Source organism: Streptomyces sp. NPDC098781 (assembly GCF_044759995.1).
Taxonomy (GTDB): domain Bacteria; phylum Actinomycetota; class Actinomycetes; order Streptomycetales; family Streptomycetaceae; genus Streptomyces.
In genome coordinates this window covers 852,306-878,262 of record NZ_JBIWAK010000002.1, presented here as the reverse complement: position 1 = coordinate 878,262, position 25,957 = coordinate 852,306, and the positions used below count along the sequence as shown (strand labels likewise).

Sequence of the window (25,957 nt, the reverse complement as noted above, 5' to 3'; positions counted from 1 at the left end):
GAACTAGCCGTGCCCCGCATAGCCCTCGTCACCTGCCGCCCCGGCCCCGGGATCGGTGAGGACCGCGATCTGCCCGTGCTGGTGCGGGAGCTGCGGGCGGCCGGGGCCGACGCCGACGCCGTGTACTGGGACGACGAAACGGTCGACTGGGGTGGCCACGACCTCGCCGTGATCCGGTCCACCTGGGACTACAGCTGGCGCGCCGCCGAGTTCCTGGCGTGGGTGGAGCGCTGCGGCAAGGCCACCCGGCTCGCCAACCCGGCGGGGGTGGTGCGCTGGAACGCCGACAAGCGTTACCTGGGCGAGCTCGCCGAGGCCGGGGTGCCCGTCGTGCCCACCCGGTACCTGGCCCCCGGTGACGACACCGACCTCCCCCAGGACCACGAGTACGTCGTCAAGCCCACCTCCGGCGCGGGCGCGCGCTTCGCCGCCCGGTACTCGCCCGACGAGCACGACACGGCCGTACGGCAGCTCGCGCGGATGCACGCGGAGGGGCTCACGGCGATGGTGCAGCCCTACCTCCGGAACATCGACGCGAGCGGCGAACGGGCGCTCCAGTTCTACGGCGGCCGTCTGCTGCACGCCAGCCGCAAGGGCGCCGTCCTCACCGCCGGCACCCCCTACGACCAGCGCAAGGTCGCCCACCCCGGCCTGGAGCCCTGGACCCCGACCCCGGCCGAACTGGCCGTCGCCGAACGCGCCCTGGCCGCCGTACCCGAAGCCGGGGAGCTGCTGTACGCGCGCGTGGACCTGGCCGACGGGGACGACGGGCAGCCGCGCGTCATGGAACTGGAGCTGGTCGAGCCGAACCTGTTCCTGTCCCTGCACCCCGGATCGGTGCCGGACGTCGTGGCGGCGATCCTGACGGCGGCCGGGGCCTAGGCGTATTCACCTGAAGCGTTGTTCATGAATTCACACGGTCGATGCGGCGCGGAGATACGATTTCCGGTGGTGGAAATTCCTCGTTCCCTGACCGCTTCCGGCGAATGGCTCTCACCGTGACACAATTCGAGGCCGTTGAGCGCGCTGTGCGTGCGGGCGCTCCTCATGAAATCCTCGGCACGCTGCGTGACGCGCTGATGGAGCATTTCGGAGCCACCGAGGTCGAACTGCTCCTGGCGGACTACAGTTCCACGGTCCTCCAGCCGGTGACCGCCCTTCCCTATACCGCCCAGCCCTTGGACGTACGCACCAGTCCGGAGGGCCGTGCCTTCGTCAGCCAGGAGCCCTACGGCAAGTACATCGCTCATGAGGCGACGGTGAACCTGCATCTGCCGGTGACCGTTCGCGGCGACAGGCTGGGAATCCTGACCGTGCGCCTTCCCGAGCACAGATGCACTCCAGAGGCTGTCGACGGGATGACGGGACTCGCCGAGCTGCTGGGGCACGAAATCCTGGTGGCCGAGCGTGACACCGATCTCTACCTCCAGGCGCGCCGCCGCCGGCGGCTCACCCTGGCGGCGGAGATGCAGTGGCAACTGCTGCCCGCCCGGTCCTGTGCGCGCCGGGAATACGCTGTCGGGGGGCAGTTGGAGCCCGCCTACGACATCCACGGCGACAACTTCGACTGGTCCACCACCGCCGACAGCCTCACCCTCACCATCACGAACGGAATGGGCGAGGGAATCCACGCCTCGCTGCTCACGAACCTGACGGTCAACGCCCTCCGGAATGCCCGCAGAGCCGGAATCGGCATCGCCGATCAGGCCGCGCTCGCCGATCAGGCCATCTACGCCCAGTACCAGGGCGCCCAATACGTTTCGACCCTGCTGCTGTTCTTCGAACTCGCCACAGGACGCGTACAGGTGGTGGACGCCGGATCACCTCAGCTCTGGCGTCAGCGCAACAAAGTGGTGGAGCGCGTCGATTTCGAGGCGCAGCAGCCGCTGGGGATGTTCGACGAGAGCCTCTACGAGGCGCAGGAATTCCAAGTTCTGCCCGGCGACCGGCTGATCTTCGTCAGCGACGGCGTCTATGGTGCCCTCTCCGGAGCGGGGGAAGCCTACGGGGAGCGGGCCCTCGCCCGAGCCATCCAAGCCGTGAGTTTCTTGCCGGCCGCCGCGGTCCCCCGGGCGATGCTGGAGGAGTTGAGGGCGTACCGCGAAGCGGACCCCGACGACGACGCCCTGGTTGTCTGCCTCGACTGGTTCGGCCGCGGCCCGGCGCCGTCGCACTCCTCAGTTCCTCTCAGCCGGCCTGATCCAAACGACAGGCCCTAGGAGCGGTTCAGGCCACCGAGTGGGCCCCGGGTCTGCTGTCTTCCTCGTCGGTGGCGTTGAGCTGGGCGGCAAGCGTTGCGAGTCCCTTGGCCAAGGCGCGGCGCTCGGCGGAGGGCATGGCGCTGATGGCCTGGTGCAGCATGCTGTCGCGCCGTTCTCGGATGCGTTGCAGATGCCGCTTCCCCGCCGTGGTCAACCGCAGGGCGATCTCGCGACCGCTGTCGGGGGACGGCATGCGTTCGAGGAAGCCGATGGCTTGCAGGCGGTCGCACATGCGGGTGACGGTCGGCGGTGCGGAGGAGAGCTGGTGGCACACCGTCCGCATGCGGATGCCGTCCTGCCGGTCGACGACGTACATCAGGCGCAGTTGGGACGCGGACGTCGGCGCGGTGGCATCGACGGTGGAGTTTCTGGCGTGCTCCCACATCACGTCCAGGAGCTCGGTGAGGGAGCCGGCTGACTGGGTCGCCTCGTGAACTGTCCCGCTGAGTGCGGCGTCTGGTGCGGTCATCATGGCCCGTCGGTGTGTGCTTCTGCCCGGTGAACGCCAGGCAGTGCCTCAGGTGCCGGCGTCCGGCCGCGTGGGGCGGAGCGCCGGGGCCTCTTTACGGTGCGGACCAGGGCGTCGCTGTTGCGGGTGGCCAGGGTGTATTCCACCTCCTTGTGATCGGACCGGCACGGAAGGCGAGGAGGTGGCGTGCGGGGACCTGTCTCGCGAGGAGGTTTTGATATGGAAAACGACTCTTCAGGTGCATATGTCTAGACGTCAGACGCCGCCTCGCCGACGACCGCCACCCGCTGCAACAGCCCCCAGGTGAACTCGGCGGCCACCTCCCACCGCACCCCCTCCTCGTCGGGTGCCGTGAACGCCAGGCCCCACCGCGTCGGCGCCGTGCCCTCCAGCGGCCGGACGGGGGCGAAGGCGCGGGCCGCCTCGTCGACCGCGCAGGACCAGGGGGTGAGGTCGGCGAGGGTGCGCAGGGCCGGGCCCGGGACACCCGGGGCGCGCACCAGCCACTCGTTCCACACCGTGCCGTTCGGGGCGAGCAGCGCCTCGAAGCGCAGGTCGGGCCAGAGCGGTACGGGCCACAGCCAGGCCTCGCACTCCAGGTCGCCGACCTTGCGGGTGACGACCGACTCGGGCGCGCCCAGCACCGATCGGTACCGGGAGGCGGCCGCGCGCGCCCTAGGGGAGCGCACCATCGCCTGCCACCGCTTGTTCGCCTCGCGCATCTCGGCGAGCGAGACGCCCAGTTCACGACGGGCGTTGTCCACCAGGTCCGGGTTGTGGTCGGCCATACGGCGCAGCAGCACCAGCTGGAAGTCGAGCGGCGTGAAGGGGCTAGCGGGGCGCTTCGCGGAGGGCATGCGCTCCATCGTCGCCGATCGGGCGGCGTCCGTCGGGCAGGAAGAGGACCGAATTGACGTACCGGGGGCCGCGGAACGGCAGCACCCGCCGCAGCAGACCCCGGGTGACGACATGGCAGGCCTCGGCCTGGTGGGCCGCCAGCGGGAAACGGGACAGCGGGATCCACTCGCGGCCCGGCAGCACCCAGCCGTCGTAGCCGAGCATCGACAGATACGTCACCACCGGCCCGATCGGCTGGATACGGGACTCCAGCTCGATGAACAGGGCCGGCCGGTCGCGCGCCAGGATGCCGGTCGCGCCGCGCAGCACCGCGAGCTCGCTGCCGTCCACGTCGACCTTGACGAACCCGACATCCCGCAGGCCGAGTTCGTCGAGGGTGACACAGCTGACCGGCAGTGCCGTGGCGTGGATGTCCCGGCGGACCAGGGAGGACACACCCCGGTCGCCCGCGTCGCGCGGCGGCAGCCAGAGCCGGGAGGTGCCGGGGCGCTCGGCCGCGGCGGCCTGCACCACCCGGACGTTGGGCGGGGCCGTCGCCGCCAGCAGCCGCGCCAGATGCGGGACCGGTTCCACGGTCACCACCCGGCGTGCCCGCCGCGACAGCCGCCGGGTCCACGGGCCGTACCAGCCGCCGACGTCCACGGCCGTGCCGCACCCGGCCGGACACAGCTCCGCCAGCCGGGCCAGCTCCGGCTCGAAACGCGGGTACACGGCCCGGGCGACCGCGGCCACCAGACGGGTGGGCAACAGCGGGGCGATGCGCGCGGCCAGGGTCATGGCGCCATCCGCTTGAGGAGTTCCTCGTGCTCGTCGTCGGAGACCTGCTCCCCGGAGGCCGGCAGCAACTGCGGGATGCCGTCGACGATCGGGTACCGGCGGCGCAGCCGCGGGTTGTACAGCGCCTCGGCCGCGTCCTCGGGGACGAGATGCAGCGGCCCCTTGTCGAGCGGACAGGCCAGGATCCGCAGCAGCGGGTCGTCGGGTTTCATGGTGGGGTCAACTCCTTGGCACCGATGGGGGGTTGCGGAGCGGGTACGGGACGGTCGTGCCGGGGCATCGACAGCAGTACGACGAGCGCGAGCGCCGTACCCGCGATCCGCAGCGCCAGCCGCAGCGGGTCCTCGGGCAGCGACTCGCCGAACGACAGCGTGCCGAGCACCGCCGTGTACAGACAGGTCACCGTCGTGCACACCGGCACGATCAGCGAGGCCCGGCAGCGTTGCAGCGCCGCCTGCGACATGACCAGCCCGAACGCGCCGGTGAACAGCAGCAGATACGGGTACGGGGAGCGCAGCAGGTCCAGCAGCGCGCCGAGCGGCCCACTCGTCGTCAGATAGCTCGACACCCCCTTGATGGCCAGCGAGCTGACCCCGTACAGCAGCCCCACCGCCACGCCGTACTCGACCCCGGTCGTCGGCAGCCGGTGCCGGTGCCGGGTCCTGCGCTCGGCGGAGTTGTACAGCCACACGCCCGCCGCCAGCGACGGCACGCACACCAGCAGGATCAGCGGATACGGGGCGTGCCGGCTCACCGTCTCCCCGCCCCCCGGGCCCTCCCGCAGCGAGAGCACCACCATCAGCAGGGCGGCGAGGATGGCGCCGAGCGCGTACCGCTCCCGCCCGCTGGTCTCCTCGCCCAGCAGCCGCGCGGACAGCAGCACGAGCAGGACCAGCCCGGAGACGAAGATGCCTTGCGCCGCGGCGATCGGCAGCGTGCGGTAGACGACGAGCTGCGCCGCGAAACCGGCCGCGAGGGCGAGCGAGCCGCCGATCCACAGCGGACTGCCGAGCACCAGCCGCAGCAGCCGCAGGGGTTTGCGGACCGTCACCTCCGGGAGGGCGGTGAGCGCCCGTTTCTCCAGGACGAAACCGAGGCTGTACAGGGTGTTCGCCAGCAGGGCCGCGGCCACTCCCCACCACATGGTCCCGCCTTCCCTACGTCCGTCGGGCGTGCAGCAGCACGATCGACGCGAGCGACGGCCGGGCGCAGGCCAGCCGGTCCAGCGGACGCAGGGGGCCCGGTACTCCGTGGAAGGGCGCCCCTGCGAGCCGTACCACCTCGAAGCCGGACGCGGCGACGAACTCCCGCAGCGCACGCGCGGTGTAGAGCCGCAGATGCCCCACGACCTCCCGCCCCGGCCGCCCGTGGATCGCCCGCAGGCTGACCTCCGAGAACACCGGCTGCACCCCGGCCAGCAGCAGGGCGCGGTTGTACCAGGCGGCCAGGTTCGGGGTGGAGAGCATCAGATGGCCGCCGGGGCGCAGCACCCGGCGGATCTCGTCGAGGGCGGCGTCCGGGTCGACGAGATGCTCGATGACCTCGCTGAACAGCACGGCGTCGGCGGACCCGGCCCGCAACGGCAGCCCGCCGCCGGTGAGTTCACCGCGCACGGCGTACGGGATCCGGGTCCGGGCCCGGCGCAGCGCGTCCTGGGACCAGTCGAGGCCGACGACGCGATGGCCGGTGAGGTAGGGCGCGGCGGTCGCGGCGGCGGTGCCGTCGCCGCAGCCGATGTCGAGGATCGTGCGGGGTTCGCCGGCCGCCGGCCCCAGGGCTTCGGCGAGCATGCGGGCCTGGCGCCGGCTGCGGGGGGTACCGGAGGCGACGGGGACGGCGGGGTTCTCGTAGAAGTCGCGGAGGTCCTTGGGGGGTGGGGCGGTCGTCGTCACGGGGTCACCTCGGTGGTGTGCAGATAGTGCTCGAAGAGGTCCCTGAGGTGGGCGCCGTCGCCGTGGCCGAGCAGGGACCGCGACCAGCGCAGGGCGAGGTGCAGCCGGCCCGCGGTGGAGGCGGTGGTGACGGTCAGGCCGCGCGGCATCCGGGCGGGCGCCGAGAACCACACGGCGTGCGCGCGACCGGCCTCCGCGCCGAAGTCCAGGGCGTACGGGATACGCCCGATGTTGCTGAGGAGGGTCGTGGACGTCCAGGGCGCGGCGGCTCTGCGCAGCCCCCGGGTGAGGGCGGCGCGCCAGGCGACCGGGGCGACCGGGGCGGTGAGCAGGGCGGCTCCGTGGCCGAGTTGGGGACGCGGGAGGGACTTCAGGGCGCGGGTCCGGGTGGCCGTGCGGTGCAGCAGGGCCGGCATGTCGGCGGGGGTGTGCGCGGCCAACTCCTCCGGCGAGAAGGGGACTTCCACCAGCCGGGTGCCGTTGCCGATGGGCATGCTGGCGTCCCGGGGGCGGTCGTCCACGGGCATGGTGATACGCAGGGGGCGGGGCTCGGCGCCGTGTTCCCGGTTCCAGTGGGCGAGGGTCAGGGCCGTGCTGACCATGAGCTGGTCGTTGACCGTGTAGGGCGAGCCCTTGGGCCGGTGGGGGAGACGGAGGTCCGTGACGAGCAGGCCGTTGCCGGGGGACGGTTCGGGAGTGCCGGGTGCCACCCGGGCGGGGCGGGACCAGTTGGAGGGCGTGTCCTCATAGGGCGGGGGTGCCTCGGGGGTGGTGCGTACGGGCGGTGCGGCGGGGGAGTTGTCCGTGCCGCCGTAGATCTGTGCGGCGGTGGCGAGGACACGCAGACAGGCGGGGCCGTCGAGGGCGGTGTGGTTGATGGTGAGGAAGAGAACGGTCCCCTGTGCCCCGCCCGGCCGGTGGGCGGCCGCCCCGCTGCCGCGCCCCGCCCCCGTGTCCCCGACGGCGTCCGTGGCCTCGCTGCCCTCGACCGGCCCCGCGCCCTGCACCACCTCCACCCTGATCGGCGGCGACAACGACAACGGCGGCGCCTGGGTCAGCGCCCGCGTCCGCGCGTCCCGTAACGCGTCCCGCCCCGGCACCGGGAAGCTCACCACCTCCACGTCCGGCCCGGCCGTCAGCTCCCACTCGTACCGGCGCCGGTACCAACGCCCCGGCGCCTCCCGCACCAGAATCCGGGGGTGCCGGCGCAACGCCTCCGCGAAGGCGGCCCGCAGACGCCCCTGCTCCAGCCGCCCGGGAAGATGCACCTCGACATGAACCGTCTCCGGCTCCTCGTCCTGGAGGCAGTGCCGGGCGACCTCGTCCACCACGGGGAAGGGGATCCGCGCCGGCGGCCGAAGCGGCTCCCCGGCACGCGCGGGCTGGTGCAGTGCGGTCATGTGACCTCGCCCTTCCCCTTGTCCTCGGGCGCCGGCCGGTCCTCGGCGCCGGTCGCCCGCAGTCGCGGCCTGCGCGGCGCGATGCGCGCGGTGGGCGGATCGGGATCGGGCCCGCCGGGGCCGCGTGCGGAGACGGTCGGCCCGGAGGCGGGCCGGGTGTCGCCCGCCCCGCGGGGTTCCGTGCCCAGCGGACTGCGTCCGCGTTCCCGATGCGGCAGGGGCCGTGTCGGCGCGCCCGGCGCGGCGGTCCCGGCGCCCGGGACACCGCCTCCGGCGACCGGGGGCAGGACGGCCGTGGAGCCGGGCCCGCCCGAGCCACCGCCGACCGCCGCGGACTCCCGAACCGCCACCACCCCGGCGAACAGCCCGATCAACGCCAGCAGTTGAGCCGCCGGGCCGAACGCGCCCGCTTCCGCCCCCACCGGCTCCCCGGCGCCGATCGCCGCGGCGATCCCCGCGCCCGCGAGTGCCGTGAACGCGATCGGCACCAGCAGGGCGTGCCTGCGCCAGGCCACCACGGCCAGCGCCGGCACCAGCAGGGCGAACCAGCCGGCGATGAACACGCCGACCACCGTCACGGCCACCGTGCCCAGCCACAGCCCCGGCAGCGGCGGGTCCTGCTGCGGCTCGTCGGGGTTCGGGGCCCGCCGGCGCCACAGAGCCAGCCCGGCCAGCAGGGCGACGGCGACCGCGCTGCCGATCAGGCCGGCCTCATAGGTCACCGCCGGTTCGTACGACAGCTCGACCGTGCCGCCGGCGCCCGCCGGGATCCGCCAGCCCTGCTGCCAGCCGTCCAGCCGGACCGGCGTCAGCTCCTTGCCGTCGAGCGTGGCGTGCCAGCCGTCGTTGAAGTTCTCGTACGTGGTGAGGTAGCTCGCCGCGCCCGTGCCCACGGTCACCGCGCGCCGGTCGCCGAGCCAGTCCCGTATGCCCAGCTCACGCCCGGCGGCCGCCGGGTCCGCGACGGTGCCGCGGGTCAGTGTCACATCGGTGAGGGTGAGGGGGCCGGCGTCCCCGGTCTCCAATCGGTGGTCACCGGCGGAAAGGCGCAACTCCGCGTCCGTACGGCCCTGTTGGCACAGGGTCACCTCCAGCCGCCGGCGCTCCACCAGGTCCCGTACCGTCCCGCGCACACCGGTCTGGTACAGCTCACCGTCCACCGACACCACCGGCCCCTTCCCGCACGGCAGCGAGAACGTCCGGGAGGCCTTCGGCTGGGGGGTGCGGTACTGGTCGAGGGCCGGGACGTAGGCCTCGGTCAGGCCCACCGGCAGTTGCAGGTCCTCGTCCACCATCGGGTTGTGGAGGGTCAGCGGTGCCGTGCCGGTGATGGTGATGTCCAGCCGGTCGGTGGTGATCGGCGGGAAACGGACGTTGCCGTTCTCGTCGACGCCCGCGATCGCCGCGCCGTCCGGTGAGCTGATGTGCACCTCGGTCGGACGGGTGGCCAGGCCGCCGGCCGGGGCCAGCACGATCTCCCCGACCGCCTGCTTGCCGGGCCAGCGCAGATGGATCGTGGGCCGGTCGCCGGCGATCCACGCCGTGGTGAGGTCGCCGTCGGTGAGGTTGCGCGGCGACAGCCCCGCCCCCAGCCGGGCCGTGGAGTCGGCGGTCGCGACGATCCGGTCCCGCTGGTCCGGTGCCACCTCGTACAGCAGCTCGTCCAGTGCCTCGCCGGCCACCGGCACCGCGCTCGCCCGCACCTCGTACGTCCCGGCGGTGGACGTCGAGAACCGGCGGTGCAGCCCGGCCTCCGTGCCCGTCGGGGACAGTCCGGTCGGGTCGGCCGCCCGGGACAGGGAGACGATCTCGGAGCCGGCCGTCGAGTCCCCGGCGTCGGTGGGCAGCCGCAGCAGCCGGGTCACCTGGACGTCCGGCAGCCCGATCTCGGAGAAGCCCGCCCCGGTCAGACCGGGCCGCCGGGACACCGAGTCGGTGATCGTCAGCTTCATCCAACTCGTGGCGCCCGCAGGCGCCTTGACGCTCTGCGTCATCCCGTCCGGCCGGAGGGAACTGCTCACCGACCCCTTCTCCGTCTCCACCCGCACCCGCGTCGCGGCCTCCCGCACACCCTCCTGCGGCAGCGGTGTGACCTTGAACGTCGACGGCATGTCGTAGGACCCGCCCGCGAAGGCGATCCGCAGCCACTCCCCGTCCGGCGACCCCTCCGAACCCTCGGCCCACGCCGTGTCCGGATTGCCGTCGAAGGCGTTCACCGGGTCGAACTGCGGCAGATGGAAGAGCCAGCTGCCGTACGAGGACGCCGTCACCGAGCGCGCACCGCGCAGCTCGGCCACCGTCTGGTGGCCGAGGCCGGTGGTGGGCAGGATCTGGTGCGGGTTCTCGCCGGCGTCCTGGGCGGCGGCCGGCGCGTTGCGCTCGTCGCGGGTGTACGTGTACGACGTGTTGGCGTTGACCAGGCCGAACCGGGTGTCCGCCCGGCGCAGCCCGTCGCCGACCACCTGGACCTGCGGCGAGCCGAGCCCGGGATGGTTGTCACCCGTCAACACGCTCGCCCGGCCGCGCAGTTCGGAGGCCAGGGGCAACAGCGCCTCCGGACCGCCGGAGACCACGGCTGTGTCGGCGACCGGCTGGAGTCCGGCCTGGTGCGGGCGCGGCACGCCCTCGCCGGCCGGCTGGTAGATCTCCACCGCCCGCTGCCGCGGATACAGCCCCTCCACCTGGAGCGGGGTGCCGTCCGCGATCGTGCCGCCCGTCATGACCGGCCCGAGTCCCGTCACCCGCTCGTACCCGGACTGTTCGAGGGTCCGCTTCACCGTCGTGGTCGGCACCGAGCCGATCTGGTCGGGGTCGAGGTCGTTGCGGACGACGACGTAGTACACCCCGGCCCGGCTCAGGTAGTCGGCCAGCCCCGGCACCTCACCCCCGCTGGTCAGCGCCTGCTCGAAGGCGTCCATCGCGCGCCGGTTGCCGGGGGTGCCGAAGGGCACGTAGTCCCGCTGCGCCCAGCGCGAGTCGGCGACGGCGTCCAAAGGCTGGTCGATGGTCGAGCCCCAGGTGTAGAGGCCGTGCGCGGTGGCCGGTACGACCAGGACGCGGGCGTCGGGGGAGTACTTCTCCATCCAGTCGGCCGTGGACTGCCAGTACTTCGGGATCTCCTTGAAGGAACCCGGGCTGAGGATCGAGCCGTTGAGGTACGGCCACATCAGTCCCGGCAGCACCAGCACGGCCGCGACCAGCGGCGCGAACCGCCGCCCCCGCACCGGCCGCGCCCCGCGCGCCTCGGCCGCCACGCCCGCGAGATGGGCGAGGCCGAGCACCAGCGCCAGGGCGAGCCCGGTCTGGAACTTGTAGATGTTGCGGAAGGGGACCAGCCAGCCGTCCAGCCAGTCCTGCACCACCCCGTGGAAGGGGGCCCCGAAGGCCCCGCCATACCCGGCGAGCAGGATCAGCGCGACCGTCACCACGGTCAGCACCAGCCAGCGCCGCTCCGGCATGTCCCGCCGGGCCAGCCCCGCGAGCCCCAGCCCGGCGGCGAGCGCCGAGCAGACGATCACGACGGCGGACGAGGCGACGGTCCAGCCGGCCGGCAGCCAGGCGTCGCCGAAGTGCAGATAGGCGACCCAGTTCCCGGCGCCGCGCAGCGCCTCGGTGGCCGCCATGGTCTCGGTCGTGGTCTGCGAACTCTCCACATAGGGAAGGAAGTTCTCCCCGTACGCGCCGAGCAGCAGCAGCGGGATCACCCACCAGGCGGTCGCCAGGATCACCCCCGGCACCCACCACCCGATCAGCTTCCGCTGCCGTGGCCCGGGCGGCCGGGAGAGCAGATAGAGCCCGACGGGCAGCAGCGAGGCCAGGGTCGAGGCGGCGTTGACCCCGCCCATGAAGGGGATGACCAGCGCCGACCGCAGCGCGGCGACCCGCGCGGTGTACCGCTCGTCGGTCAACGGCAGCAGCACCCACGGCAGAAACGCTCCCGGCAGCGCGGCAGCGGAGGTGGACCCGACGACGATCGTGAAGACGGGCCACAGCGCATAGGCGACCGCCGCGACCAGCCGCGACCCGCCACTGCCCACCCGCAGCCGCTCGGCCAGCCGCAGCGCGCCCCAGAAGGCGACGGACACGATCAGCGACAGCCACAGCCGCTCCGCCAGCCACACCGGAAGCCGTACGAGATCGGTCAGCCAGTAGAACGGCAGCATCGGCCAGAGATAGCCCGCGTACTGGTCCTGGATGCCGCCGAAGCCGCCCTCGTCGTGCCACAGCTGACCGAGATCGGCTATGAACTGCCCCGGATCGACCGTCACACCGAGCTTGGTGTCGAACGTCTGCCGCCCCGGCTGCACCGCCAGCAGCAGTACGAACACCACGGCCCAGAACCCCAGCAGCCAGCGCCGTGACCGCGGGCCCTCCGGAGGGCCCGCGGCGGGCACGGAGGTGGGCACGGCTGCCGGGGGAGGAGCCTGGACCGTGGTCGTCATGGTGGACACCGCCGGAGGATGAGGAGGAGGTTCCAGGTGGCGAACTCGCGTAGGCCGGGGACCTTGACGACGGTCTCCGCGAGGAACGGCCAGTAGCGGGAACGGGCCGAGACGACCTCCACGTCGTCACGGGCGCGGACCTGCCGCAGGGTGGCGCCGATGTGCACGGCGAAGAGGTTCTCGCCGAGGGTGTGCTTCGCGGCCCGTCCGGTACGGCGCCGGTAGCGCGCGCGGGCCCGCTCGGCACCGAAGTAGTGCCAGGGGGCCCACTCGTGGCCGCCCCAGGGGGACAGCCAGTTGGTGAACGACACATAGATCAGCCCGCCGGGCCGGGTCACCCGGGCCAGCTCGCTGAGGAAGGTGCCCGGATCGGCCACGTGCTCCAGCACGTTGGAGGAGAAGGTGACGTCGGCGACGCCGTCCCGCAAGGGCAGCAGATACCCGTCCGCGACGACGGCCGCTTCGGGCGGCTTCTGCCCGAGCTCCCGCAGATCCGGTTCGAACAGGTAGGCGTAGGCGCCGCGCTGCCGGAATTCCTCGGTGAAGTACCCACTGCCACCGCCGACATCGACGACGACCCGCCCGTCGACGGATCCGTCGTAGGCCTCGACCTGATCGACGGCGTCTCGGGCGAGAAGCGAGTAGCAGGCTTCGGGGTCGTCCTGTTCCCGCATGAACGCACGAAAGAGAGCCAGAGAGCGCCGAAAGGAGGGGTCCTTGATGGCTCGGGGCTCTGTGGTCTGCCTGTAGGGGCGCGGGGAACTGCGCGACAGGCCAGGAACGACCGTCACTCGCGAGACGGCCTCACTCACCCGGCGTTCAGGCGCCACGACGCACCGCTTCCGCCGCAACCGCCCGGAACTGCCGAACCGTCCGGTCCCACCGATACCGCGCCGCCCGATCCCGCGCCGCCTTGCCCATCAACTCCCGGCGATGTCCCGACAAGGCGAGCGTGCACCAGGCGGCGGCGAACGAGGACTCGCCCTGCGCCAGCACCCCCGTCTCCCCGTCCACGACGGAGTCCCGCAGTCCCGGCACGTCGAAGCCGATGGTCGGCGTCTCCCGCGTCGCGGCCTCGGTGACGACGAGCCCCCACCCCTCCACGGCGGACGGATGCAGCAGCAGCCACGCCGCACACAGCAGCCGGTGCTTCTCCGCCTCCGGCACATGGCCGACGAACTCGACGCCGGGCCCGGCGAGTTGCTCCAGCCGGCCGCGTTCGGGCCCGTCACCTACGATGATCAGCCGCCCGCCGGTGACCGGCCGCACCCGCTCCCAGAGCCGCAGCAGCAGATCGATCCGCTTGTACTCGACGAGCCGCCCGACGGCCACGAACAGCGGCTCCGGCGAGCGGTCGCCCAGGGGCCCGGGTTCCTCGACCCCGTTGTGCACGACCCGGATCCGGTCCCGCTCGACCCCGATCGCCCGCAGCGCGTGCGCGGTCGACGGAGAGACGGCGACCATCAGACTCCGTCGCTGCGCACCGGTCAGCGCCCAGTGCTCCAGTCTTCGTCCCATCCGCGCGGCCGGCGCCAGAGGCCCGCCGAACCGCATCTTCCACAGATCGGTGTGCACATGGTTGACCAGGCACAGCGTGGGTCCGCGATGCCACAGGGGGGCGAAGTACGGCATCCCGTTGCAGACCTCGACCAGCAGATCGCAGTCACCGACCTGACGGGCGAAGGCGGACCGGGCGCGCAGGTAGTGGCCGTACGAGCCGCCCGCCGAGACGACCCGGTAGTCGCGGTAGGCCGCCGGGCCACCGCAGAGCAGGGTGACCTGGTGGCCGAGCCGGGTGAGGCCGTCGGCGAGGCGGTCGACCAGCAGCTCGGAGCCGCCGGCGGCACGGTTGCCCAGGTCACGATGGGCGAGAAAAACGATTCGGCGCGGATGTGGGGGGAGCGCCGGAGGGTGGTGCTGCGCCGCCCAGGGGAGGGTGGCGGGCAGCTGGGAAGGCACGTGCTGGGGCATGGGTGCTCCAACTCGTCTCAGGGTGCGGAACTCAGCGTGGGGGAGGGAGGGTTTGGGTTCCTGTGGGGGGATTCGGTGGTTCTCGGGCGCCTTACGGTCGTTGTGCGTGGGGTGTGGACAGGCTGTGTCCGGGTGGGGTTGGACAGTTTTCGCCCAGCAGTTCCCCACGGCTACTCACCGGCGTGACAATTTCCGGCTTTGTTGTAGCTGACGTCACGTCACATTGTGAGTGAGGGCTGGGGCATCTCGACCGTACCGGGAGATTCCGGCTGCTTACGCCCACGTACCACCAGAACGCCCCCGACCACCGCAAGCACGAATCCCGCCCCGGCCGCCCCGATCGGCAACGTCACACCCACCAGCCGCAGTTGATCGGTGTCCTGCCGCGCCTGGCGCACGGCCTCCTTCTGGGTCGCCGTGGTGAACGCGATCTTCTCGCTGTCCAGCAGCACGGCCGCGTCCTTGTCGGCGCCGGGCGCCCGCAGGGTGCGCCGGGGGCCGGTCTGGGCGTAGATCACCCGGCCGGTGCGCTGGTCCACGACCAGCTTGAACCCGTGGTTCGAGTACCACTCCTCGGCCAGCACCTGCGGCCGGTTCGGCTGGTCGACGATGCTGCCGGGCACCAGCCGGGTGCCGGCCTTGCGGGGCGCGACCTCGGCGGTGAACCGGTATCCCTCGTAGCCCTGGATCTTCTCGGTGCCGTCGAACCGCATGGTGACGGTCGTGCCACCGGTGTTGTCCCACCACTGGTAGGAGCGTTTGCGCACGTCGAACGGGAACTTCAGATAGGCCTCGCCCTCGATGTACGGCTTCTCGCCACAGCAGTGCACGGGCTTCGTCGTCCTGCGGTCCATCACCCAGCGGTGCGGGGCGTAGTCCAGCGCGTCGTGCGGGTCCGCGGCCGGCAGGGACTTGTCGGTGTCGACGGTGGTGATCACGTCCCAGACGGCGTCGCCGCTGCGTTCGCTCTCCGCCACGTCGCCGCGCACCCGCTGGGTGACGGTGATCGTCTGGTCCGGCACGGTCTCGATCTTTTCGGTGTCGAAGACACTGCCGGTGCCTTTGTAAACGGCGGTGGTGTCGATGTCGATCGGGTTCACGGCGGCGCGCGGCGTCACGTACCAGGCCAGCAGTGGCGCCAGTACCAGCAGAAACGTGCCGAGACCCAGCAGGATCAAGGAGACAGGTGAGGCTGTACGGCGCATCCGGCACTCCTGGGGGGATTTGACGCAAAGTCGATGCAGGGTCGATGCACCGTCGGTGCACGGGCGTTGCCTGGCCGTTCTTGGGCCGGGAACCGTAGGCGCGTCTTGACGGAGTGTCAATGTCTTGACGGGCTGACCGGGCTTGTCGAGACTGGGCCCGACAGGCAGGGGTCGGGACCGGGCCGATGGCACCGGGTGGGGACGACTCCCGGGGCCTTCGGGCCTTGGGGAACCTCCGGACAGAGAGGCTGACCCTGCGATGTCCAGACTGCTCGCCGCCGCGCTGACCGTAGCGCTCGCCGCCGTGCTCGCGGTGGGTGCCGCGCTCGGCGTCGTCGCGTTGCTGGAGGCGACGCCCGACCAGCCGAACACCCCGTTGATCACCTACGAGCAAGCGGGCCAGGGGAGTTGACGGTGGCCGCCACCCGCTCCACGGCCGCCCCCGCCGCCGTGACCCGCTCGGCCTGGCGAGACGTACCCCGCTACCAGGTCCGCCGTTTCGCGGAACTGGCCATGGCGGACGCCCCGGCCCTCGCCCAGGAGATCCTCCACGAGATCCAGCGCGAGTACCCCCAACTGCCCGTCGTGCTCGACGAGTCGGGCGAGCCGATGGCCCTGGTCGGCATCCGGCGCGCGATCGAGGTCTTCGTCGAGCACCTGGAGAAGTCCGAGGGCCGCCCCAGCGTCCCGCCCGGCGTCTTCCAGGACTTCGGCCGCGGTGAGGGCTACAACGGCCGCTCCCTGGACTCGCTCCAGGCGATCTACCGGTTGGGCGTACGGCTGGCCTGGCGCCGTTTCGCCGAGATCGGCCAGCGCGTCGACATCCCGCCACCCGCGATGTACGAGCTGGTCGACGCCGGCTACGAGTACCTCGACGGCCTGGTCGACCAGTCGGTACGCGGCTATGCGGAGGCGGCGGCCCGGCAGGCCGGCGAGCGGCTGCGCCTCCAACGCCGGCTGATGGAGCTGCTGCTGGCCGAACACCACCGGGGCGACCCGGCCGACGCCCTGTCGGAGCGGGCGGCCCGGATCGGCTGGCCGCTGCCCGAGAAGGTCGCGGTGGGGGTGCTGCTGCGCCCGGCGCGGGAGGCGCTCGCCCCGGCCGTGGGGCAGGGGGTGCTGCTCGACCTGGAGTTCGAGCAGCCGCGCATGGTCGTGCCCGAGCCGGACGCCGCCGGGCGGCCCGAGATGCTGCACCGGGCGCTGTGCGGCTGGTCGGGGGCGATCGGCCCGCCGGTCCCGCTGGCCGACGCGGCGAAGTCACTGCGCTGGGCCGAGGCCGCCGTACGGCTGATGGAACGGCGGCTGCTGCCGTCCGGTGAGGTCCTGTACTGCACCGAGCACACGCAGGCGCTGGTGCTCCTTCAGCCCGAGGAGCTCATCGACGATCTCGCGGTCCGGTGCCTGGCGCCGCTGGAGAACTGCGGGCCGACGCACGGACGACGGCTGGCGGAGACCTTACTGGCCTGGCTGGAGACCAGGGGCGGGGCGCCGGAGGTGGCGGCCCGGTTGGGCGTGCATCCCCAGACGGTCCGCTACCGACTGCGGCAGATCCGGGAGCTGTGGGGCGACGAGATGGACGACCCGGACCGGCGGTTCGAACTGGAACTGGTGCTGCGGGCCCAGCGGTTGCGAGGCGAGCTGGGCGCGACGCGCGGATAGCGGCCGCCGGATGCCGGCGGTCAGGGCTCGGTGGCGGCGTGACGGTCCGGGAGAAGGGTGAAGATCTGGTCGAGGCCGACGATGCTCATGACCCGCAGGGTGTGGGCAGGGACGGCGGCGAGCGCGATGTCCGCCCCGGCGGCGTGGGCGAGGTTGCGCGCGGCGATCAGGACGGTGAGACCGCTGGAGTCGCAGAAGTCCATGTCGGCCAGGTCCAGGACGAGGCGCTGGCCCGGCTGGAGGGTGAGCGCGGTGAGCCGGTCCCGCAGCTCGGCGGCGGTGGCGTGGTCGAGGTCGCCGGTGATCTCCAGAACGGGACCGGTCGTGGCATCTCGGGTGGTGATCTTCAGCGGGCTCATTGCGTGTTCTTCGTCGTGGAGCGGGTGGTGGGGACGCCGAGGGCGAGAAGCGCCGTGTCGTCGTCGAGGCCGTCGCCGAAGGCGTCCAGCAGGCCGGACAGGGCCTGGACGACGGCATGGGCGGGCTTGCCGGCCTGGCCGACGGCGAAGGCGCGCAGGGCCTCGTCGCCGTACAGGGCGGCGCGGTCGTCACCGGTGCGGGCCTCGGTGAGGCCGTCGGTGTAGAGCAGAAGGGTGTCGCCGGGGTCGAGGATCGTGGTGGCGGAGCTGAACGGCGCGGAGGGCAGGATGCCGACCAGGAGGCCGCCGGGGGTGGGGAGGAAGTCGGCCGTGCCGTCGGCACGCAGGACGAGGGCTGAGGGGTGGCCGCCCGAGGCGAGCCGGACGCCGGCCCGGCCGGTCGTCGGGTCGGGTTCGACGATGCCGCATATGACGGTGCAGTAGCGCGGATCGCCGCCGCTGTAGCGCTCGTGGAGCACCTTGTTGAGGGTGGACAGGGCGGCGACGGGGTCGGGGTCGTGCAAGGCGGCGGCGCGCAGCGTGTAGCGGGTGAGCGAGGTGACCGCGGCGGCCTGCGGGCCCTTTCCGCATACGTCGCCGAGGAAGAAGCCGAAGCGCTTGCCGTCCACCGGGAAGAGGTCGTAGAAGTCGCCGCCGAGCCGGTCGGGAGAGGCGGTGCGGTAATGGGCGGCCGCCTCCACGCCGGGCACCGACGGAAGGGAGTCGGGCAGCAGTGACTGCTGGAGCACGGCGAGGGCGTCCTGGAGACGGGCGCGGTCGGCCTCCGCCTGTGCGCGGGCTGCTTCGGCCTCCTTGCGGGCGCGCAGGAGTTCGGCTTCGTAGGCGCGGCGGTCCCGGGCGTCGAAGACAGTGGTGCGGATCAGCAGCGGCTCGCCGCCACCGCCGTATTTGATGGCCGAGGAGACCAGCACCGGCATCCGGTCGCCGCCGGCCTGTCTGATCTCCAGGGCGATGCCGCCGATCTCGCCCTGCATCCGCAGCAGTGGCGCGAAGTGCGTCTCGTGGTACAGCTTGCCGCCCACGGTCAGCAGGTCGGTGAACCGCATCCGGCCCACCACCGCCTCACGTTCCTGGCCGAGCCAGCGCAGCAGCGTGGTGTTGATCTTCGCGATGGTGCCGTCCATCAAGGTCGACAGATACCCGCACGGCGCGCTCTCGTACAGCTCCTCGACGCTGTCCTCCAGCAACGCGGCGAACGCCGCCTTGGATGTCTCCTCGTCGCCCGCTCCCTGCGGGTCGGGCTGTTGTCCGGTTCGGCACATCACCGCAAGTCCGCCAGGAAGGCGGTGATCGCCTCATTGGTGGCTTCCGGCGCGGACAGGTGCGGGCAGTGGCCGGTCGCGTCGAGAGTGACCAGCGTCGAGCCCTCGATGGCCTGGTGGACGAAGGCTCCGACCTCGCGGGGGGCGATCACGTCCTGGGTGCATTCCAGCACCAGCGTCGGCACCTGAACGGTCTTCAGGTCGTCCCGCGAATCCGACAGGAACGTGGTCCGGGCGAAGACACGCGCCATGTCCGGATCGGTGGCGCAGAAGCTGTTCGCGAGTTCCTCACCCAGCTCGGGCCGCTCCGCGTTGCCCATGATCACCGGTGCCATCGCCGCCGACCAGCCCAGATAGTTCGACTCCAGGGACGCCAGCAGCTCGTCGATGTCCTGAGCGCCGAACCCGCCCCGGTAGCCGTCGTCGTCGATGTAGCGCGGCGACGGCGCCACCATCACCAGCGCCCCGATCCGTTCCGGCGCCATGTCCGCGGCGAGTACGCCGATCATGGCGCTGACCGAGTGCCCCACGAACACCGCGTCGCGCAGGTCGAGCGCCTCACACACCTCGACCACGTCCCGGGCGTAACCGTCCAGGGAGGCGTAGCGGTCCTCCGAGAACGCGGACCGATCCGAGCGTCCCGAACCCACGTAGTCGAACAGCACCACCCGGTGGTCCTCGACCAGGGCCGGCACCGTGAGACGCCACATGTTCTGATCGCAGCCGAACCCGTGAGCCAGCACCACCGTCGGCCCCTGTGGGTTGCCGGTGACGGTGACGTTGTTCCTGCGCTGGATGTCCATGTCCTCACCCTCCCAGACCCCGACCGCCGTTCTCACGGCCGGGGCGCACCTTCTCCACCGCACCCGCCTTCCTCACGCATCGCACACATAAACAGGGCTGTCGCAGCCGGCGGGAACGACCGTAGGGACCGGCCGTCATGACGGCCGGTCCCTACGAACTGCGCGAAGTACGAACTGCGCGAAGTACGAACTGCGCGAAGTCAGATCACCATCGATACCAGCGGCCGCGGCCACCGCCGGTGCCGGCGGACCGCATGACGAAGCCGAGCAGCCACACCACCAGGACGGCTAGCGCCACCCACCACAGGATCTTGACGGCGAAACCTGCGCCGAAAAGGATTACCGCGAGAAGCAGAACAAGAAGCAAGGGAACCATAGTCAACCACCTCCTGCACCTCCGATTGCCCCGACATTCAGCGTGCATTCCTGTCCGACGCGTTGTTTATCGAGAAGAGGTCGCGGCACCGGGGAGGCCCTTCTCCCCTCATGAACCGGGCGACAGCGGGTACACGAAATTGAGCGATAGCCGCAACGTCGACGAAAACGAGAAGGAACGACTCACGGGGAGAGTTCTATGGTCACCCCACTGGACAATCGAGCATCGGACCGACGAGACCCTACGGCGCCCCTGCGCTACAGCACCGCCTGGCACACGGACACCTCGCCCGCCGCGGCCCGCGCGGCCGTACGCGCGCTGGTGGCCAGGGCCGGCTACGACCCCGATCACCAGCCTGTCCAGGACGCACAGCTCGTCGTCAGTGAACTGGTCACCAACGCGCTGCGCCACGCCCCCGGACCGGGGCGCCTGGAGCTGGAAGTGACGCCCGACGCCGCCTTGTTGCGCATCACCGTGAAGGACACTTCCCCCAGCCCGCCCGAACTGCGGACCCACGACGCCCGCCGCGTCGGCGGGCACGGCCTGCGTCTGGTCGCCCGGCTGTGCGACCGGCTGCACACCGTTGTCCTGGACACCGGCAAGCAGGTCGCCGCTCATCTCTACCTGCGCGAGCCGGCCGAGGAACTGCCGGGTCAGGCCGCCGTCTGACCGGCGGCGAACGCGTCAGGAATGGTGCGGCCCGCGCGTCAGAGGTAGCGGCGAAGGGGCCTCACGGCGGCTTCACGGGCCCATTGGAGAACGGAGCGCTTCTTCCATCGCCCGGCCCGCATGAGTTCACTGGCGGCGATATCCCTGTCGAAATGCTCGTCGAGGGTCGCGGTGAACTCGTCGTCCAGGACGGCGAGCATGACTTCTTCGTCGTGGTCGAGGGAACGCCGGTTGAAATTGGTCGACCCGACGAGGGCCACCGTGCGGTCCGCGGTGACGACCTTGGCGTGCATCATGGTCGGCTGGTACTGGTAGATCTTGACCCCGCAGGCCAGCAGGTCCTCATAGAAGCGTTGCCCCGCCAATTGGCAGACCCGTTTGTCGGTGTGCGGTCCGGGCAGCAGGATTTCGACCTCCACCCCGCGGCGGGCGGCGGCGCACAGCAGCTCGATGAAGTAGGCGTCCGGAGAGAAGTAGGCGGTGGCCAGCCGGAGTCGCTCCTCGGCCGACTCGATGATCACCCGGATGAGGGTCTGCATGTCCTGCCAGCCGAAGCTGGCCGAACCGCGTACCACCTGCACGGTCGCGTTGCCCTGCGGGTGGTGGCTGGTGAACCGGTCGCGATTGTCGAAGAGCTCGTCGTGGCATTCGGCCCAGTTCTGCGCGAACGCGGCCGCGATGCCGTCCACGGCCGGGCCGCGCACCTCGATGTGGGTGTCCCGCCATTCCTGTGGATTGCGGGCGTCACCGCACCACTCCTCGGCGATGCCGACACCGCCGGTGAACGCCACCTGTTCGTCCACGACCAGCACCTTGCGGTGGCAGCGGTGATTCTGCTTGAGCGGCGACAGATACAGCGGTTTGCGGAACCAGGCCACCTGCACGCCCGCCCGGCGCATCTCCGCCAGCAGGTCCTTGTCGATGAGCCGGCTGCCGAAGCCGTCCAGCAACAGCCGTACCCGAAGCCCGGCTCGGGCCCGCTGCGCCAGCGCGTGGGCGAAGTCGCGAGCGATGGCGCCCTTCCAGTACACGAACGTCATCATGTCCACCGTGTGCTCGGCGGAGTTGATGGCGTCGAGCATCGCCGGGAAGATCTCGTCACCGTTGCGAAGGGCCGTCAGCGCGTTGCCCTCGGTGGCCGCGATGCCGATGAGGCGTTCCAGTCGGCGCCGGATGCGGACCGCTCGCTCATCGGGGGTTCTGCCGCGGTTCACGCGATCCGCGGGCTCCGCTATGTCTTGCGTGCTGGTCATCCTCGCCCTCTCAGCTGTCGCCGGCTCGTCGTCCGCTCAGGTCGGACGCGGTCAGATGCCGGTGAGCATGCCTTCGCGCAGGCGGGCCAGCAGGCGGGAGACCAGGCGCGAGACGTGCATCTGCGAGCAGCCGAGGCGTTCTCCGATCTCCTTCTGGGTGAGTTCCTCCACGAAACGCCAGTGCAGGATCTGCCGGTCGCGTTCGTCGAGCTCGGCGATCATCGGGGCCAGGGCGTGGAAGTCCTCGACGAGTTCGAGGGCGGGGTCGTCGGCGCCGATGAAGTCCGCCAGCACCGTTTCGCCGTCCTCGCCGCTGTTGATGGCCGCGTCCAGGGAGGCGGAGTTGTAGCCGTTGGACGCCAGACGGGCCTCGCGGATCTCCTCCTCCGGCAGACACATCAGCTCGGACAACTCCTTGGTCGTCGGCGTGCGGCCCAGCCGGCTGCCGAGCTCTTCGGTGGCGCGGGTCAGCTGGGCCCGCGCCTCCTGGAGCCGCCGGGGCACGTGCACGGCCCAGGAGGTGTCGCGGAAGAACCGCTTGATCTCGCCGACGATGTACGGCACCGCGAACGAGGTGAACTCGACCTCACGGGTCAGCTCGAACCGGTCGATGGCCTTGATCAGACCGATCATGCCGACCTGGACGATGTCCTCCATCTCTTCCGGGCCGCGGCTGCGGAACCGGCCGGCCGCGTAGCGGACGAGGGACATGTTCATCTCGATCAGGGTGTTGCGCGCGTCCTGGTACTCGGGTGTTCCCTCTTCCAGGACCGTGAGTTGGTCGAAGAACAGCTTCGACAACTCGCGCGCGTCCTTGGGCGCGACCTTCGACGGGTCCGCTATCTCCGGCAACCCCGTGGTCTGCTCGGTGACAGCGTGCACGGTTGTCGTCATGATCCGTTCTCCCAGTCGGCTGACCTCTGCGATCGTCGGCCCGGGCCGACGACCAGCGTTTACCCCGTTCTTCGCGGTACACGCACCCGGGTTTCGAGAGGCCGCCACGCGGGGCTACGGACCCCGACGCTCACGGGGAGCCGCGCCGGTCAGAACGGCATACGGCCACGGGCCCGTCGACCGGCGGAACCGCTGCGACCGACGGCCTTGGAGCTGCTGCGGAACGGCTTGCTGAACACGCGCCCCAGGAAGCCGGGGGCCTTCCCGCCGGCCCGTGCTCCGGCGCCGAGTGAGCGCTGGGTGCCGCGTTGCGGATGGTGGGAGAGGCGCGGCAGCAGGAAAGCGAGAAGCGCGAGTACGACGCAGACTGCGACGATTCCGAGGATCATCATTTTGCGACTCCTGAACGTGAGACGTGTCTGTCGGGACGAGCGGATGTCCGGGCCGGGTACCCGGGTACTTCACGGCCGGAACCACCGAACCGGCGTTGCGTTCATGCCTGTTCGTCGCGTGCGGAGCGTCGGCGGAGCCAGACCGGCAGTCCGTACCAGCACAGGGCGAACCACACCATGACCGCGGCGACCAGCAATTCGGCGAGAAGGCTCGGCACGACGACGTGGAGGAGAAGCAGAAGCGTGCCGCCGATCGTCAGTGCGAGAAGCACCATTCCGAGCACCATCAGCCTGCTCGCGACGCCGACGATGTCGTCCTTCATGCGCTGCCCGGACAGCAGTCGGTGGATGGACACCGGCGCGATCAGCGCCCCGGTGGCGGAGGCGCCGAGTATCACGGTGATCACGTAGACGACGTGATCGAACGTTCCCAACTGGCGGAAGTGCGTAGTGAACGCCACGCTCAGCAGAAAACCGAAGAGAATCTGTACGCCGGTCTGCGCGACCCTCGTCTCTTGCAGGATCTCGTTCCATCTGCGATTCAGACGTTCCCGTTCCGATTCCTGCGGTTCGGGGGTTCTGTGCTCTCCGGTCTCCGGACCCTGGTCGGTCATGCTCACGGCATCCTCCTAGTTCGGGAAGTATCCGGATGCCCGCCCTCGTCGATTTCACGTCCCCGGGAGTCGCGGGCGCAGCGGCCGACTTTCCTGGAGGATGCGGAAGGCGTGGAAGTCCCCGAGAACCTGAGGAGACCCCGATGCGGCAACCGACCCCCCACCCCGCCCTGCGCCGGCTGGACGTCTTCGTCGGCGAGTGGGAGCTGTGGGCCGCCGACCGGACCGTCGGCCCCATCCGGACCGAGTTCGCCTGGCTGGAGAACGGCGCCTTCCTCGTCCAGCGCGCCGACGTCAGCCCAGAGACCTCCCTCCCCGGCGAGTGGGGCCCGCACGCCCCCTTCCCCACCGTCGCCCTGATCGGCTACGACGACACGGCCGACGAGTTCACCGTCCTGTACGCCGACGGCCGCTCCGTCGCCCGCGCCTACCGGGGCACCATGACCGACCGCACCTGGCACCAGTGGCGCGAGTCCCCAGGCTTCCACCAACGCCTCACGGTCACCGCAGCCCCGGACGGCACCACCATCGAGGGCCGCTGGGAGCAGTCCCCCGACGGGGAGCGGTGGACCACGGACTTCGATGTGACGTATGTGCGGATGGGGGAGGGGAGCGGCTGAGGCGTTTCCCGTGCGGTCCGCGCACGGCCATTGCCGGGTCAAACGCAATTTGAGTAGCCTGTGTTCGTTATCCCGATCGGCTGTTGAAATATCGAACGCAGCCTGACCGACACCCAAGGGAGGGGACCGGACGTGGGACGCCTCGTGCCAGCCGTGACCAGGGCTCTCGACATTCTTGAGCTCTTCCTCGACGGGGACGGGACGCTCTCCGCCCCCGACATAGTGCGCAAGCTCCAGCTGCCGCGCACCACCGTGCACGAGCTGGTCACCACTCTGGCCGCCCGGTCGTACATCGTCCAGGTGCCCGGCCAGCCCGGACGGTACCGGTTGGGTGTGCGGCCGTACCAGCTCGGCAGCCGGTACGCCGAGCAGCTCGACCTCGCGGCCGAGGGACAGCAGGTCGCGCGGTCCGTCGCCGAGACCTGCGACGAGACCGTGCACGTGGCGATCCTGGAGGGCACCGACGTCATCTACATCGCCAAGGTCGACTCGACGCACGCGGTGCGGATGGTGTCCGCCGCCGGCCGCCGGCTCCCCGCGCACTGCACGTCCGTCGGCAAGATGCTGCTGGCCTCCCTCCCCGAGCCGGAGCTCGGCTCCCGGGTTCCGGACGGGGCCGAGCTGGTGGCCATGACGCCGAACAGCATCACCGACCCGGGCGCCCTGCGCGAGGCCCTCGCCGGGATCCGGCAGCGGGGGATCGCCGTCGAGAGCCGGGAGTCCAACCCGGACGTGTCGTGCGTCGCCGCGCCCGTCCGGGACCGTACGGGGCAGGTGGTCGCCGCCCTCTCCATCTCCGTTCCCATGATCCGCTGGAGCGACGAGCGCCGCGCCGAGCTGGAGCAGCTCGCCGCCAAGGGTGCCGCCGAACTGTCGGAGCGCCTCGGGCACCGGAGCGTGGGGTGAGGGCCCGGTACGAGGTCGCGGTCGCCGCGCAGGCGGCGCTCGGCGAGGGGCCGACCTGGGACGCGGACGGCGGGCGACTGCTGTGGATCGACATCCTGGGGGGACGGGTCCACGGCTACGACCCGGTCTCCGGGCGGCGCTCCGTCCGTACGACCGACCAGCACATCGGCGCCGTGAAGCCCCGCGTCGGCGGCGGCCTCGTCCTCAACCTCCGGGACGGGGTGGCGCTGCTCGACCCGGACGACACCTTCCGCTGGCTGCACCGCGAGCCCGTCCCCGGCCGCCGCGCCAACGACGCCGCGGTCGCCCCCGACGGCTCCCTGTGGGCGGGCACCATGCGCTACGACGAGGCCCCGGGCGGCGGCACCCTCACCCGGTACACCGGTGACGGATCGGCCGAGGTCGTGCTCGACGACGTCGCGGTCAGCAACGGCACCGGCTGGAGCCCCGACGGAACCCTCATGTACTACATCGACTCGCCCACCCGGCGGGTCGACGTCTTCGACCACGCCGCCGGCCGCGTCACCGGCCGGCGCACGTTCGCCGAGATCGAGGACGGCGCCGGGTTCCCCGACGGGCTCACGGTGGACGCCGAGGGCTGTGTCTGGGTGGCGCTGTGGGACGGCGCGGCGGTACGGCGCTACACCCCGGGCGGGGAGCTGGACCGGGTGATCGAACTCCCGGTGCCCCGGGTGACGGCGTGCGCCTTCGGCGGGCCCGACCTGACCGACCTCTACATCACGACGGCCCGTACGGGACTGGCGTCACCCCCCGTGCTGTCGGGCTCCCTGCTCGTCGTACCCGGCGCGGGGAAGGGGCTCGCGCAGCCGGCGTTCCACGGCTGAGCGGCG

The 25,957-nt window shown here is 71.5% G+C and carries 27 protein-coding genes; 8 read left to right on the top strand and 19 right to left on the bottom strand.

Annotation, left to right across the window (positions count from 1 at the left end):
• Nucleotides 1-9 precede the first annotated feature (9 nt).
• Both ACIQWG_RS10010 and ACIQWG_RS10005 read left to right on the top strand, forming a co-directional pair.
• On the top strand, nucleotides 10-882 hold the full coding sequence (locus tag ACIQWG_RS10010; protein WP_404092694.1) for a RimK family alpha-L-glutamate ligase: 873 nt from the start codon (nucleotides 10-12) through the stop codon (nucleotides 880-882).
• Nucleotides 883-986: 104 nt separating this feature from the next.
• The gene (locus ACIQWG_RS10005; protein WP_404092692.1) at nucleotides 987-2,219 is read left to right on the top strand and encodes a PP2C family protein-serine/threonine phosphatase; all 1,233 of its coding nucleotides are present in this window, start codon (nucleotides 987-989) and stop codon (nucleotides 2,217-2,219) included.
• A gap of 7 nt (nucleotides 2,220-2,226) precedes the next feature.
• Here ACIQWG_RS10005 and ACIQWG_RS10000 read toward each other — a convergent pair whose 3' ends face one another.
• The 11 genes from ACIQWG_RS10000 to ACIQWG_RS09950 form a co-directional block, all read right to left on the bottom strand.
• Nucleotides 2,227-2,730 (bottom strand): MarR family winged helix-turn-helix transcriptional regulator, encoded by a 504-nt coding sequence (locus ACIQWG_RS10000; protein ID WP_404093543.1) that lies wholly within the window; start codon nucleotides 2,728-2,730, stop codon nucleotides 2,227-2,229.
• A gap of 248 nt (nucleotides 2,731-2,978) precedes the next feature.
• The gene (locus tag ACIQWG_RS09995; protein WP_404092690.1) at nucleotides 2,979-3,596 is read right to left on the bottom strand and encodes a hypothetical protein; all 618 of its coding nucleotides are present in this window, start codon (nucleotides 3,594-3,596) and stop codon (nucleotides 2,979-2,981) included.
• Nucleotides 3,562-4,365 carry an FkbM family methyltransferase gene (locus ACIQWG_RS09990; RefSeq protein WP_404092687.1) on the bottom strand — a complete coding sequence of 268 codons (804 nt, stop codon included), beginning with the start codon at nucleotides 4,363-4,365 and terminating at the stop codon, nucleotides 3,562-3,564. The genes ACIQWG_RS09995 and ACIQWG_RS09990 overlap by 35 nt, the downstream gene beginning before the upstream one ends.
• Nucleotides 4,362-4,577 carry a Trm112 family protein gene (locus tag ACIQWG_RS09985; RefSeq protein ID WP_404092685.1) on the bottom strand — a complete coding sequence of 72 codons (216 nt, stop codon included), beginning with the start codon at nucleotides 4,575-4,577 and terminating at the stop codon, nucleotides 4,362-4,364. The genes ACIQWG_RS09990 and ACIQWG_RS09985 overlap by 4 nt, the downstream gene beginning before the upstream one ends.
• Nucleotides 4,574-5,497 carry a hypothetical protein gene (locus tag ACIQWG_RS09980; RefSeq protein WP_404093541.1) on the bottom strand — a complete coding sequence of 308 codons (924 nt, stop codon included), beginning with the start codon at nucleotides 5,495-5,497 and terminating at the stop codon, nucleotides 4,574-4,576. Before ACIQWG_RS09980 ends, ACIQWG_RS09985 begins: the two co-directional genes overlap by 4 nt.
• 25 nt (nucleotides 5,498-5,522) lie before the next feature.
• On the bottom strand, nucleotides 5,523-6,257 hold the full coding sequence (locus ACIQWG_RS09975; RefSeq protein WP_404092682.1) for a methyltransferase domain-containing protein: 735 nt from the start codon (nucleotides 6,255-6,257) through the stop codon (nucleotides 5,523-5,525).
• Entirely contained in the window at nucleotides 6,254-7,657 is a 1,404-nt protein-coding gene (locus ACIQWG_RS09970; RefSeq protein WP_404092681.1) for a condensation protein, read from the bottom strand. Before ACIQWG_RS09970 ends, ACIQWG_RS09975 begins: the two co-directional genes overlap by 4 nt.
• Nucleotides 7,654-12,099 carry an alpha-(1->3)-arabinofuranosyltransferase family protein gene (locus ACIQWG_RS09965; protein WP_404093539.1) on the bottom strand — a complete coding sequence of 1,482 codons (4,446 nt, stop codon included), beginning with the start codon at nucleotides 12,097-12,099 and terminating at the stop codon, nucleotides 7,654-7,656. The genes ACIQWG_RS09970 and ACIQWG_RS09965 overlap by 4 nt, the downstream gene beginning before the upstream one ends.
• Nucleotides 12,096-12,773 carry a class I SAM-dependent methyltransferase gene (locus tag ACIQWG_RS09960; RefSeq protein WP_404092678.1) on the bottom strand — a complete coding sequence of 226 codons (678 nt, stop codon included), beginning with the start codon at nucleotides 12,771-12,773 and terminating at the stop codon, nucleotides 12,096-12,098. The genes ACIQWG_RS09965 and ACIQWG_RS09960 overlap by 4 nt, the downstream gene beginning before the upstream one ends.
• Before the next feature lie 145 nt (nucleotides 12,774-12,918).
• A complete protein-coding gene (locus ACIQWG_RS09955) occupies nucleotides 12,919-14,070 on the bottom strand; it encodes a glycosyltransferase family 4 protein (RefSeq protein ID WP_404092675.1) in 1,152 nt (383 codons plus the stop codon).
• A gap of 218 nt (nucleotides 14,071-14,288) precedes the next feature.
• Entirely contained in the window at nucleotides 14,289-15,275 is a 987-nt protein-coding gene (locus ACIQWG_RS09950; RefSeq protein ID WP_404092672.1) for a DUF3068 domain-containing protein, read from the bottom strand.
• Between the two features lie 259 nt (nucleotides 15,276-15,534).
• Between ACIQWG_RS09950 and ACIQWG_RS09945 the strand changes: the two genes are divergently transcribed.
• Nucleotides 15,535-15,687 (top strand): hypothetical protein, encoded by a 153-nt coding sequence (locus ACIQWG_RS09945; protein ID WP_167348315.1) that lies wholly within the window; start codon nucleotides 15,535-15,537, stop codon nucleotides 15,685-15,687.
• Between the two features lie 2 nt (nucleotides 15,688-15,689).
• Nucleotides 15,690-16,937, top strand: a complete 1,248-nt coding sequence (locus tag ACIQWG_RS09940) for a PucR family transcriptional regulator (RefSeq protein WP_404092670.1) — start codon at nucleotides 15,690-15,692, stop codon at nucleotides 16,935-16,937.
• 20 nt (nucleotides 16,938-16,957) lie between these two features.
• On the opposite strand, the gene ACIQWG_RS09935 is transcribed toward ACIQWG_RS09940, so the two are convergent.
• From ACIQWG_RS09935 to ACIQWG_RS09920, 4 genes are all read right to left on the bottom strand, one after another.
• The gene (locus ACIQWG_RS09935) at nucleotides 16,958-17,296 is read right to left on the bottom strand and encodes an STAS domain-containing protein (protein WP_404092667.1); all 339 of its coding nucleotides are present in this window, start codon (nucleotides 17,294-17,296) and stop codon (nucleotides 16,958-16,960) included.
• Nucleotides 17,293-18,579 carry a PP2C family protein-serine/threonine phosphatase gene (locus tag ACIQWG_RS09930; RefSeq protein ID WP_404092664.1) on the bottom strand — a complete coding sequence of 429 codons (1,287 nt, stop codon included), beginning with the start codon at nucleotides 18,577-18,579 and terminating at the stop codon, nucleotides 17,293-17,295. Before ACIQWG_RS09930 ends, ACIQWG_RS09935 begins: the two co-directional genes overlap by 4 nt.
• Nucleotides 18,579-19,382: an alpha/beta fold hydrolase gene (locus ACIQWG_RS09925; RefSeq protein WP_404093538.1), complete on the bottom strand. Its 804-nt coding sequence runs from the start codon at nucleotides 19,380-19,382 to the stop codon at nucleotides 18,579-18,581. The genes ACIQWG_RS09930 and ACIQWG_RS09925 overlap by 1 nt, the downstream gene beginning before the upstream one ends.
• A 205-nt stretch (nucleotides 19,383-19,587) precedes the next feature.
• The gene (locus tag ACIQWG_RS09920) at nucleotides 19,588-19,758 is read right to left on the bottom strand and encodes a hydrophobic protein (protein ID WP_404092662.1); all 171 of its coding nucleotides are present in this window, start codon (nucleotides 19,756-19,758) and stop codon (nucleotides 19,588-19,590) included.
• A 198-nt stretch (nucleotides 19,759-19,956) separates the two neighbouring features.
• On the opposite strand from ACIQWG_RS09920, the gene ACIQWG_RS09915 reads away from it, so the two are divergent.
• A complete protein-coding gene (locus ACIQWG_RS09915; RefSeq protein ID WP_404092660.1) occupies nucleotides 19,957-20,427 on the top strand; it encodes an ATP-binding protein in 471 nt (156 codons plus the stop codon).
• 38 nt (nucleotides 20,428-20,465) lie between these two features.
• On the opposite strand, the gene ACIQWG_RS09910 is transcribed toward ACIQWG_RS09915, so the two are convergent.
• From ACIQWG_RS09910 to ACIQWG_RS09895, 4 genes are all read right to left on the bottom strand, one after another.
• The gene (locus ACIQWG_RS09910; protein WP_404092659.1) at nucleotides 20,466-21,680 is read right to left on the bottom strand and encodes a phosphatidylserine/phosphatidylglycerophosphate/cardiolipin synthase family protein; all 1,215 of its coding nucleotides are present in this window, start codon (nucleotides 21,678-21,680) and stop codon (nucleotides 20,466-20,468) included.
• A 51-nt stretch (nucleotides 21,681-21,731) separates the two neighbouring features.
• Nucleotides 21,732-22,574: an RNA polymerase sigma factor SigF gene (locus tag ACIQWG_RS09905; RefSeq protein ID WP_404092656.1), complete on the bottom strand. Its 843-nt coding sequence runs from the start codon at nucleotides 22,572-22,574 to the stop codon at nucleotides 21,732-21,734.
• Nucleotides 22,575-22,723: 149 nt separating this feature from the next.
• A complete protein-coding gene (locus ACIQWG_RS09900) occupies nucleotides 22,724-22,966 on the bottom strand; it encodes a DUF6411 family protein (protein ID WP_404092654.1) in 243 nt (80 codons plus the stop codon).
• Between the two features lie 101 nt (nucleotides 22,967-23,067).
• The gene (locus ACIQWG_RS09895) at nucleotides 23,068-23,580 is read right to left on the bottom strand and encodes a DUF6328 family protein (RefSeq protein WP_404093536.1); all 513 of its coding nucleotides are present in this window, start codon (nucleotides 23,578-23,580) and stop codon (nucleotides 23,068-23,070) included.
• Nucleotides 23,581-23,723: 143 nt separating this feature from the next.
• On the opposite strand from ACIQWG_RS09895, the gene ACIQWG_RS09890 reads away from it, so the two are divergent.
• The 3 genes from ACIQWG_RS09890 to ACIQWG_RS09880 all read left to right on the top strand — a co-directional run bounded on the left by ACIQWG_RS09890 (nucleotide 23,724) and on the right by ACIQWG_RS09880 (nucleotide 25,951).
• Entirely contained in the window at nucleotides 23,724-24,200 is a 477-nt protein-coding gene (locus ACIQWG_RS09890; RefSeq protein ID WP_404092651.1) for a hypothetical protein, read from the top strand.
• Between the two features lie 132 nt (nucleotides 24,201-24,332).
• Complete coding sequence (locus ACIQWG_RS09885) at nucleotides 24,333-25,106, top strand: IclR family transcriptional regulator (RefSeq protein ID WP_404092649.1); 774 nt, start codon at nucleotides 24,333-24,335, stop codon at nucleotides 25,104-25,106.
• Nucleotides 25,103-25,951: an SMP-30/gluconolactonase/LRE family protein gene (locus tag ACIQWG_RS09880; protein WP_404092647.1), complete on the top strand. Its 849-nt coding sequence runs from the start codon at nucleotides 25,103-25,105 to the stop codon at nucleotides 25,949-25,951. Before ACIQWG_RS09885 ends, ACIQWG_RS09880 begins: the two co-directional genes overlap by 4 nt.
• The last annotated feature ends 6 nt before the right edge of the window (nucleotides 25,952-25,957 follow it).

Bases quoted from the DNA above. Each gene is read 5' to 3' on its own strand.
- ACIQWG_RS09970 (WP_404092681.1), bottom strand. From the start codon at position 7,657: ATGACCGCACTGCACCAGCCCGCGCGTGCCGGGGAGCCGCTTCGGCCG.
- ACIQWG_RS09950 (WP_404092672.1), bottom strand. From the start codon at position 15,275: ATGCGCCGTACAGCCTCACCTGTCTCCTTGATCCTGCTGGGTCTCGGC.
- ACIQWG_RS09905 (WP_404092656.1), bottom strand. From the start codon at position 22,574: ATGACGACAACCGTGCACGCTGTCACCGAGCAGACCACGGGGTTGCCG.
- ACIQWG_RS09920 (WP_404092662.1), bottom strand. From the start codon at position 19,758: ATGGTTCCCTTGCTTCTTGTTCTGCTTCTCGCGGTAATCCTTTTCGGC.
- ACIQWG_RS09910 (WP_404092659.1), bottom strand. From the start codon at position 21,680: ATGACCAGCACGCAAGACATAGCGGAGCCCGCGGATCGCGTGAACCGC.
- ACIQWG_RS09935 (WP_404092667.1), bottom strand. From the start codon at position 17,296: ATGAGCCCGCTGAAGATCACCACCCGAGATGCCACGACCGGTCCCGTT.
- ACIQWG_RS09955 (WP_404092675.1), bottom strand. From the start codon at position 14,070: ATGCCCCAGCACGTGCCTTCCCAGCTGCCCGCCACCCTCCCCTGGGCG.
- ACIQWG_RS09930 (WP_404092664.1), bottom strand. From the start codon at position 18,579: ATGTGCCGAACCGGACAACAGCCCGACCCGCAGGGAGCGGGCGACGAG.
- ACIQWG_RS10005 (WP_404092692.1), top strand. From the start codon at position 987: ATGGCTCTCACCGTGACACAATTCGAGGCCGTTGAGCGCGCTGTGCGT.
- ACIQWG_RS09895 (WP_404093536.1), bottom strand. From the start codon at position 23,580: ATGACCGACCAGGGTCCGGAGACCGGAGAGCACAGAACCCCCGAACCG.
- ACIQWG_RS09960 (WP_404092678.1), bottom strand. From the start codon at position 12,773: ATGCGGGAACAGGACGACCCCGAAGCCTGCTACTCGCTTCTCGCCCGA.
- ACIQWG_RS09945 (WP_167348315.1), top strand. From the start codon at position 15,535: ATGTCCAGACTGCTCGCCGCCGCGCTGACCGTAGCGCTCGCCGCCGTG.
- ACIQWG_RS09985 (WP_404092685.1), bottom strand. From the start codon at position 4,577: ATGAAACCCGACGACCCGCTGCTGCGGATCCTGGCCTGTCCGCTCGAC.
- ACIQWG_RS09915 (WP_404092660.1), top strand. From the start codon at position 19,957: ATGGTCACCCCACTGGACAATCGAGCATCGGACCGACGAGACCCTACG.
- ACIQWG_RS09900 (WP_404092654.1), bottom strand. From the start codon at position 22,966: ATGATGATCCTCGGAATCGTCGCAGTCTGCGTCGTACTCGCGCTTCTC.
- ACIQWG_RS09995 (WP_404092690.1), bottom strand. From the start codon at position 3,596: ATGGAGCGCATGCCCTCCGCGAAGCGCCCCGCTAGCCCCTTCACGCCG.
- ACIQWG_RS09965 (WP_404093539.1), bottom strand. From the start codon at position 12,099: ATGACGACCACGGTCCAGGCTCCTCCCCCGGCAGCCGTGCCCACCTCC.
- ACIQWG_RS10000 (WP_404093543.1), bottom strand. From the start codon at position 2,730: ATGACCGCACCAGACGCCGCACTCAGCGGGACAGTTCACGAGGCGACC.
- ACIQWG_RS09890 (WP_404092651.1), top strand. From the start codon at position 23,724: ATGCGGCAACCGACCCCCCACCCCGCCCTGCGCCGGCTGGACGTCTTC.
- ACIQWG_RS09925 (WP_404093538.1), bottom strand. From the start codon at position 19,382: ATGGACATCCAGCGCAGGAACAACGTCACCGTCACCGGCAACCCACAG.
- ACIQWG_RS09990 (WP_404092687.1), bottom strand. From the start codon at position 4,365: ATGACCCTGGCCGCGCGCATCGCCCCGCTGTTGCCCACCCGTCTGGTG.